The 1,929-nt window shown below is 61.7% G+C and carries 1 protein-coding gene; it reads left to right on the top strand.

Translation table 11 applies throughout. The features are described from left to right. Window positions 1-619 precede the first annotated feature (619 nt). Window positions 620-1,929, top strand: a 1,310-nt coding sequence (locus tag Q0216_RS01820) for a glycosyl hydrolase family 28-related protein (RefSeq protein WP_298592478.1), incomplete at its 3' end; no start/stop codon positions are given.

The following is a 1,929-nucleotide window of genomic DNA, read 5'->3' as shown; positions in this document are numbered from 1 at the left end:
GTTTCACTTGAAATTACGCCTTTACGGGTGAGCTTGCATCCACACGGTTACATGACGGGCCGACAAGTAGCAGCTGTTGCAGTTGCTGGACCGGGTGCCTGTATTGTGGCAGGGGCAATCCTGTGGGCGTTACCTGTCAATTACGGGCTTCATTGGTGGTATCTTACCCACGTCATATTCCTTCTCCCCATTTTCGGGGACGGTCACGCGTTGGTGCGAGGCCTGTTACTTGGTACTAAAGCTAGCCATGTAGGGGAGAGCTGACCGCAGAAGTTCATAGCTAAAGATGGTTAGGCTTGAGGGGCGGGGAGTAATCCCCGCCCCTCGGCGTTTAACCCGCCCACAAAACAGCCGAAAAACCGTAGAAAAACAGGGCAGGGGAGCGGGCATCACAGCGCCCGGTCGTCGCCTCCACACGCCCAATGCGGTACCCTTGAGCAGGAACAGGTCTACCGGTGCGCAGACTCAAAACACCTAACGCACCTGCGGAAACACACTCAACTTCTGCGCCGCACCCACGCAGCACCGTGTTCACCGCATACAGCCGTATTCACTCAATTCACTCACCACGCCGCCTTCAGCACCGAACGCGGTACCCATCGAAAGAATTGAGCCCCTCATGCCCGATACGCCCATGAGCATCAACGCCATCAACTACGGCGCAGACCCCACCGGTGCCAAAGACTCCACCGCAGCCATCCAAAAAGCAGTCGACGACGTCGCCGCACGCGGCGGCGGATCCGTAGAACTACCCCGCGGCATCTACCGCGTCTCCTACCCCTTCATCGACATCAAACACCGCGTCGAAATCTTCGGCTACGGCTCCTCAACCGTCGTCATCGCCCACTCCGACCGCGCCATTCCCACCACCACCGACGGCCACACCGAATACACCGGCGTGTTCCACGTCGGCAGCTACACCACCCCCGTCTACGGCAACTACAACGCCAACAAGCCCATGCGCATGGGCGTACGCAACCTGCACATCCGCACCAACGCCGCCAACACCCCCATCAGCAGCTACCCGCTCGACGCGCACACCGCCCCGCTGAACAACGTCGCCGGCGTCATCTTCCACACCCACCTGACCGGCGACCAGCTCAACGAGCCGGACATCGTGCCCGTTATCGCCGGCGTGGAAGTCTGGGACACCGCCATCGGCGTTGCCGTACTCGGCCTCGACGACCAGGGCATGAAAATTGACGACGTGACCACCCGCCACACCCTCAACCAGGGCCTGCTACTCGGCAAGCCCGTCGGCCACCCCCGCCGCCCCAACGAAGGCCAGAACTCCGGCGCGGCAGACAACAAGCTGCGCGGCGTAGACGTTGCCGAAGCGAACCTCAGCGGCGGCTCCTACGCCGGTATCGAAGTGTACGCGGCGCAGGCGAAATTTGAGAGCTGCTCCAGCAACAGCAACCACCGCACCAGCAACAAAAACGCCCTCTACGAGCCTGCCACCCGCCACGCCGGCGCAGGCTGGATCGTGCAGGGTGAACGCAACATGTTCATCGGCTGCACCGCCCGCTCCAACGCGGGTCACGGCTGGATTGTTGAGTGGGCGCATAACGTCTTCGTCGGATGCGAAGCGGAAGGATCCAGCTGGGCTGGCACCGTCAGCGGTGCCGCAGGTGCCGACGAAGCCGCCAACTGGTACATCAGCCGCAATGCGCGCGGTACCCGCATGGTCGCGCCCGTCTCCTACAACCCGCCGGAGAAGGCCGCGTCCCTGTACGGCTACTACATTGAAAACAAGATTTACGACCTGCGCATCACCGAAGGCACCGCCAAGGATGACCGCATCGGTGAGGGCAATATGCTCGGCCGCCGCGTGTACATTACCGGCGAGATCGGTGCGAACGTGGTTATCGAAATTGAGGAGCTGCGCCACTCCACCTCGCCCGCCGGTCAGCTCACCAAGGAAGCCTA

The organism is uncultured Rothia sp. (assembly GCF_937976295.1).
Classification (GTDB): Bacteria; Actinomycetota; Actinomycetes; order Actinomycetales; family Micrococcaceae; genus Rothia.
This window is presented reverse-complemented; position numbering and strand designations above follow the sequence as displayed.